Genomic DNA, 5819 nt, shown 5'->3' on the forward strand with positions numbered 1-5819 from the left:
CAGTCGTCCGTGGGATCGACGCTCATGCTCGAGTAGTCCCCCCAGCGGGAGTACGACCCGGTGTTGACGCCGCCGCCGGTGATCATCGTGCTCTCCCCCTGGGAGAATTGCCCGGCGGGGTCCGTCACGAGCCGGCCGGCGAACCGGATTCCCGGCTTGTTCGTCGAGCCGTCGGAGATGCTGTATCCCGCCGCGATGTTGCCGACGTGATCCATGGCGACCGATCCCATCCAGCGGTAGCTCGAGTCGGGCGCGAACGTTCCCTGCTGGAAGATCGTCGGCGAGCTGGCCGGCGAGCGGATCTCGTACCACCGGATGCCGCCGCCGGAGCCCGCCGTGACGCTGTGGTCGACGACGAGAGACTCGTAGCTGCCCATGTTGCGGTAAGCGAGCCGGTACATCAGGCGGTCCGCCAGGGAGTCGAGCTGCTGCGTGGTCCCGGGCTGCTTCACGCATGTTCCGCCGCCGCACAGGGCGGAGTAGCTCGCGACCGCGAGACTCGTCGGACCGCTGAAGCTCGAGTTGGAAGGCGTCGTCCAGTCGACGTGGAAACGCCAGAGGCTGAGCGAGCTCGTCTGGAGGTCGACGTAGTAATTCGACGAGCCCCCGGGCGGGAGCGTCGTCCCCGTCAGGTCCGACGGCAGCAGGCCGCCGTCATTGGCCTTCGGGCCGAAGCACTGCGCGGCCTTCGCGGTGCCGCCGGCGATCATGCCCGCCCGGTCGTAGGCGCACGCCATGCCTCCCGAGAACGTGCTGCCGTTGGCGAAGATGTTGAACGAGAAGTAGTAGGCGTCCGGCCAGACGCCCATCTTCGGATAGTCGTTGAAGTTCGAGGAACCGAACGAGAAGGAATACCGGTTCCAGGAACCCGTGGGATCGCTCGTCGAGGAGACCGCGACGCACTGAAGGTACGGCGTCGAGCTCACCGCGAACTGGGAGACGACCCACCGGTCCGCCGCGCCGTCGTACTTGACGACCGGATCGCCGTCGTTGTTGGTCTGGCATCCCCCGCCGAACCCGCTCCAGAGCGTGTTGATCGACTCCGGCCCGAGGAGGATCGCACCGCTCTTGCTGAACACGGTCACCGACGAGTTGACCGTCTGGACGTAGTGGTTCGGCCCGACGTCGCCGTTCGTGTCGGGAGGCGTGCCGCCCGGAGAGAATCCCGCGAGCCCGGCGCCCATGCCTTCGAAGCTCGACGAGGTCGGCATCGCGAGTGTCACGGCCGACGTCTGCCGCACCGGATCGGGGCGGTTCGCCGGGAGATTCAGGGGAATCCGTCCCGGCTCCCGGTCGACGTCGTCGGGCGGACCGGGGGGAACGGGGGGAATCGCGGCCAGCGGCAGCGACACGTCGTGGTGGACCACCGGAATGAGGGTCGCGCCGTTGGGCAGCTTCCGGCTGCCGGGGATGTCGCTCCCGAACGGGACGCCGCTGGCCGAGGCGCCGCCGCTCGCGGCGGCCGCGAGCCCGGCGCCAAGAAGAAGAGCCGCGGCAGTCCCCGCGGCTCTCCTGAGGGTCGACTGAAAATGCATCTCCGGTTCTCCTCAATGTTCGTTCTGTGGGGCGCACCAGCCTCGGGCCGGCCGGCTTGGCTCTGGTCCCTGCCAGACGAGCACGGGAGCGCGCGCTACGAAAAGCCCGCGGTCGAGCCGAGGCTCTTCCGCAGGGCGAGGTTCTCCCCGTCGTACACCATTTCCTTTGCCGAGGTGTCGAAAACGACCGTCATGGAAGAAATTGCATGGATTCTATGGGTGTTGCCGTACCTGTCAACACGTATTTGCGCAAGTCCGTAAAGGCATACAAAAAGCGTGCCTTATGATGCATCGATGCTCCTCGTTCTTCTGGTTCCGACGCTCGCGGCCGCTCCGGCGCTCGCTCCCATCCGCGATCGCTACATCGATCGCTATTTCGCGGCCTGGCCGACCGTCGCGACCCAGGCGGGCCGCCATGACCACGACCGAGAGCTCGAAAGCTGGACCGAGCCGCGGCGGAAGGAATGGCTCGATTTCAACGGGAAGACGCTCGCCGAAATCGAAGCCTGGAAGCGGACCGGCAGCGGGACGCCCGACGATCGGCTCGACGCCGAGGCCCTCGAGGGACAGATCCGCCGGGAGATTCACGACCTCGCGGTCCGCCGGCGGCCCGAGCGCGATCCTCTCTGGTGGACCGATCCGATCGGCAACGCCACCGTCTTCCTCCTGATCCGGGACGACCGTCCGGCGGCCGAGCGCCTGTCCGCCGCCGCGGCTCGGGCGGCCCTCCTGCCGCGACTCGCCGGCGAGGCGGAACAAGCTCTCGCGAAATCGGCTCCGGCCGATGTCGCCCCGGAGATCTGCGCGATCGCCGCGTCTCAGGCGCGGGCGAGCGCCGCCTTCTATCGCGAGGGGTTCCCGCGCGTCGATCCGGCGCTGTCGGAATCGGGCGCGAAGGCGGCGGAAGCCCTCGACCGGCTCGCCGCCTTTCTCGACGCACTCGGCCGGAAGGCGACCGGCAACCCGCGTCTGGGCGCCGATTACGCGGAAACGTTCCGGCTCGGGACCGGCGTCGCCGAATCCGTCGAGGCGGTGCTCGCCGACGCGGAGCGGGACCTCGCGGCCAAGCGCGCGGAGGCGGCCGCGTACGGCCGGACGATCTGGAGCCGATACTTTCCCGGGGAGGAGCCTCCCGCGGACGATCGCGCCCTCCTGCGCCGGATCTTCGCGCGCGCCGCGGCGGACCATGCGGAAAGCGTCGACGCTTTCGTCGCCCAGTATCGGGAGCGCGTCCTCGCGCTCGACCGGTACCTTCGCGACCGGAAGATCGTCACGCTGCCCGATCCCCTGACGATCTGGACCGACCGTTCCCCCGGATTCTTCGTCGGCCAGAGTGTGGGCGGAATCTACGCCGCGGGCCCGTGGGAACCGGAAGCGAAGACGCTCTGGTTCCTGCCGACCCCTCCCGAAACGGCGTCACCGGCCGAGCGCGACGCGTTCTTCCGCGACTTCAACGACCACTTCAACACGATGATCACGCCGCACGAGACCCTTCCCGGCCATTACCTGCAGCTCAAGTTCGCGGCGCGGCATCCGCGCAAGGTGCGGGCCCTGTTCGCCGACGGGGTCTTCGTCGAGGGATGGGGGACGTTCTGCGAGCGGCTGATGCTCGACGAGGGCTGGGGCGGACCTCTCGACCGCGTCGCGCACCTGAAGAAGCAGATGGAGAACATCGCGCGGACGATCGCCGACATCCGGGTGCACACGACAGGGATCACGCGCGACGAGCTCGCCCGGTTCCTCCGGGAGGACGCCGTCCAGGACGCCCAGTTCTCCGCGAACATGTGGACACGCGCGATCACGAGCGCGCCGCAGCTCACGTTCTATTACCTCGGCTATCGGGAGGTGCGCGGGCTCTACGACGACGTCCGCCGCGCCCGCGGCCCCGCGTTCCGCCTCCGGGAATTCATGGATGGGATGATGGAGGACGGCCCCGTCCCGGTCGGGCATTATCGGGAGAAGATGCTGGGCGAGTGACTCCCTCCCCCGTTTCACAATCCGTGTATTGAATTCTCACGGCACGGCGCGGTCAGACGTGCCGGAAGACGCGCGCGGGCGGCCCGGCCCGCGACCGCGGCGTACCGAGGCGTACGTTAAGGCCGCGGGCGGGCCGCACGCGCCCGTATAACGGCGCGTATCACCGCGCCGCTCGCGCTATCCGCCCGCCGGGCGGATCGCATACAGAGGCGGCAGCTCCCCTTCGACCGGATGCCCGCCGTCGATCCAGCCGTCGAGGCCCCCTTCGAGCGGCCGAACCTTCATGAATCCCCTGTCCATCAGCAGGCGGGCCACACGGGCCGCCGAGGCTTCGTTGGGTCAGGTGCAGTACAGGATGATCTCCCGGTCCGGCGGCAGCTGGTCGATCGACGTGTCGATCTCTTCCGCGAGGAGGCGGATCGCGCCCGGGATTCGCCGCGGATCGCGCTGGGCGGCGGCGCGATTGCGCACGTCGACGATCACCGGCGCCTTCCCGGCGTCGACCAGGGCCCGGAGCTCGGCCGGCGTGATCCGGGCCATCCGGAGAAAACGGTAGAAGCGCCGCCGCTGCCACCATTTCCAGCCGACGAAGAGCGCGAGCAGGATTGCGGCGATCACGAGCGACCAGAATCCCAGACCCTCCAGGAATTCGGCGACGCGGTCGATCGCCCGGTGGAAGACGATCCCGGCGGCCACGCCCGAGCCGGCCCAGATCAGCGCGCCTCCCGCGTCGAAGAGGGCGAATCGGAGAAAGCCGATCCGCACCGCCCCCGCGATCGGCGGCGCCACCGTCGAGAAACCGGGGATGAACTTCGCGTACAGCAGCGAGACGACGCCGTGCCGCTCGAAAACCGCCTCCGTCTCGCGGACGCAGGAATCGGGAGAGAGCGATATTCCGCAGACGGTCTTAAGGATCCGGTAGCCGTGCCGGCGCCCGAGGAAATACCAGAGGGAGTCGGCGATGAGCGAAGCGACGACGGCGAGCGCGAGGAGAGCGCCAGCCGAGAGGCGCCCGCCCGCCGACAGCGCGCCGGCCGCCACGAGCGTCGGGATCGCCGGGATCGGAAGCCCGAGCTGCTCGAGCAGAACGTTGGCGAAGACGAGCGGCAGCCCGTGGCGGGCGAGCTGCTCGATCAGCGCGTGCACGCCGGCCTCCGGCGGAAACGGGATCGAATCGCGGACGCGGCGCGCATCGAGCGCGTAGCTTACCGCGGCCGGAGATCACTCTTCCGGCGGGTCGTCGCGGCCCTCCGGATCGGCCACGGGTTCCGAATAGCCGCATTTCGAGCAGCGGAAGAATTCTTCGACGAGCGCGCGGTCGATCAGCGGGACGAGGTACAGCTCGCCGCACTGCGGACATTTCTTCGCGATTCTCGGTTCGCTCATGGACGGCACCCCGTTCGACCGCCGAATGCGTCAGTTGTATGAAAATCCGGATCGCAATTCGCGGGCCAAGGCGTCCTCGATTCTTCCACCGTGTTTTCAATGAGTTGGCGGCGCCGCCGGCCGCTGCAATGGATTTATGTCAGCCCGGTCCCCGAGTGGTGACAAAAAGACGCACCGCCTCACGGTGTCTTCTTTTCGACGAACGCTTCGCGGGCGCGGCGCGCCTGACGCTCGGCGAAGGCGAAAACGAGCGCGAGCCAGCCGAAACCGACCGCCCAGCCGGCGAGGACATCGGTCGGCCAGTGCACGCCGAGCGCGACGCGCGAGAACCCGACCAGAAAGACCGCCGCGACCCCGCAGGCGAGATAGACGGCGGCGTGGCGGCCGCGCTTCGAGGACGCCGCGGCGAGCCCGGCGACCGACCCGAAGAAGGCCGCCGCGAGCGCGGAGTGGCCGCTCGGGAACGAGAACCCGATCGCGTTCGCCAGAGGATCGAAGAGATCCGGCCGCGCGCGGTGGAACAAGCGCTTGAAGAGCTGCACCCACACCACCGCGCCGATGATCGCGAGGAGAAACGCGTGCAGCCGCCGGCGCGCTCCCATCCGCCCGAGCACGAGCGCGACCGCGAGGCACCCCGCGACGATGAAGATCGTGCTTCCGAAGAAGGAGACCGCGCGGAGCAGGGCGAAGGCCGCCGCGGGAAGTCGGGCGTGAACTCCCCGCTCGATCCGCTGGTCGAGCGGACCGCCGTGCGGAAGCCTCGCGGCCGCACGCGCGAGCAGGGTGAAGGCGAACGCGAGGAGCGCCGTGATGACGAAGAGGAGCTCCGCGCGATGCCACGCCCGGGGACTCGTCCGGCTCATCCTCCCAGTCTATGCAAGCCGCGGGGTGATCTCGCTATTTCCCTAGCAGGTCGATGAG

Annotated in this window: 5 protein-coding genes; 1 reads left to right on the forward strand and 4 read right to left on the reverse strand. The window is 68.8% G+C overall.

Annotated features, from left to right (window positions below; all coding sequences use genetic code 11):
- Positions 1 to 1535: hypothetical protein (locus VKH46_05135; GenBank protein ID HKB70207.1), on the reverse strand; the 1535-nt coding region annotated here is incomplete at its 3' end.
- Between the two features lie 294 nt (positions 1536 to 1829).
- Here VKH46_05135 and VKH46_05140 point away from each other — a divergent pair.
- Positions 1830 to 3512: a DUF885 family protein gene (locus VKH46_05140; protein HKB70208.1), complete on the forward strand. Its 1683-nt coding sequence runs from the start codon at positions 1830 to 1832 to the stop codon at positions 3510 to 3512.
- Positions 3513 to 3851: 339 nt separating this feature from the next.
- On the opposite strand, the gene VKH46_05145 is transcribed toward VKH46_05140, so the two are convergent.
- The 3 genes from VKH46_05145 to VKH46_05155 all read right to left on the reverse strand — a co-directional run bounded on the left by VKH46_05145 (position 3852) and on the right by VKH46_05155 (position 5761).
- A complete protein-coding gene (locus tag VKH46_05145; protein ID HKB70209.1) occupies positions 3852 to 4658 on the reverse strand; it encodes a VTT domain-containing protein in 807 nt (268 codons plus the stop codon).
- Between the two features lie 75 nt (positions 4659 to 4733).
- Positions 4734 to 4898 (reverse strand): hypothetical protein, encoded by a 165-nt coding sequence (locus VKH46_05150; GenBank protein ID HKB70210.1) that lies wholly within the window; start codon positions 4896 to 4898, stop codon positions 4734 to 4736.
- Positions 4899 to 5077: 179 nt separating this feature from the next.
- Positions 5078 to 5761 carry a phosphatase PAP2 family protein gene (locus tag VKH46_05155; GenBank protein ID HKB70211.1) on the reverse strand — a complete coding sequence of 228 codons (684 nt, stop codon included), beginning with the start codon at positions 5759 to 5761 and terminating at the stop codon, positions 5078 to 5080.
- Positions 5762 to 5819 lie beyond the last annotated feature (58 nt).

It is taken from the genome of Thermoanaerobaculia bacterium (genome assembly GCA_035260525.1).
GTDB lineage: Bacteria > Acidobacteriota > Thermoanaerobaculia > UBA5066 > DATFVB01 > DATFVB01.

Coding starts and splice junctions, on each gene's coding strand:
- VKH46_05140 (HKB70208.1), top strand. CDS start 1,830: ATGCTCCTCGTTCTTCTGGTTCCGACGCTCGCGGCCGCTCCGGCGCTC.
- VKH46_05150 (HKB70210.1), bottom strand. CDS start 4,898: ATGAGCGAACCGAGAATCGCGAAGAAATGTCCGCAGTGCGGCGAGCTG.
- VKH46_05155 (HKB70211.1), bottom strand. CDS start 5,761: ATGAGCCGGACGAGTCCCCGGGCGTGGCATCGCGCGGAGCTCCTCTTC.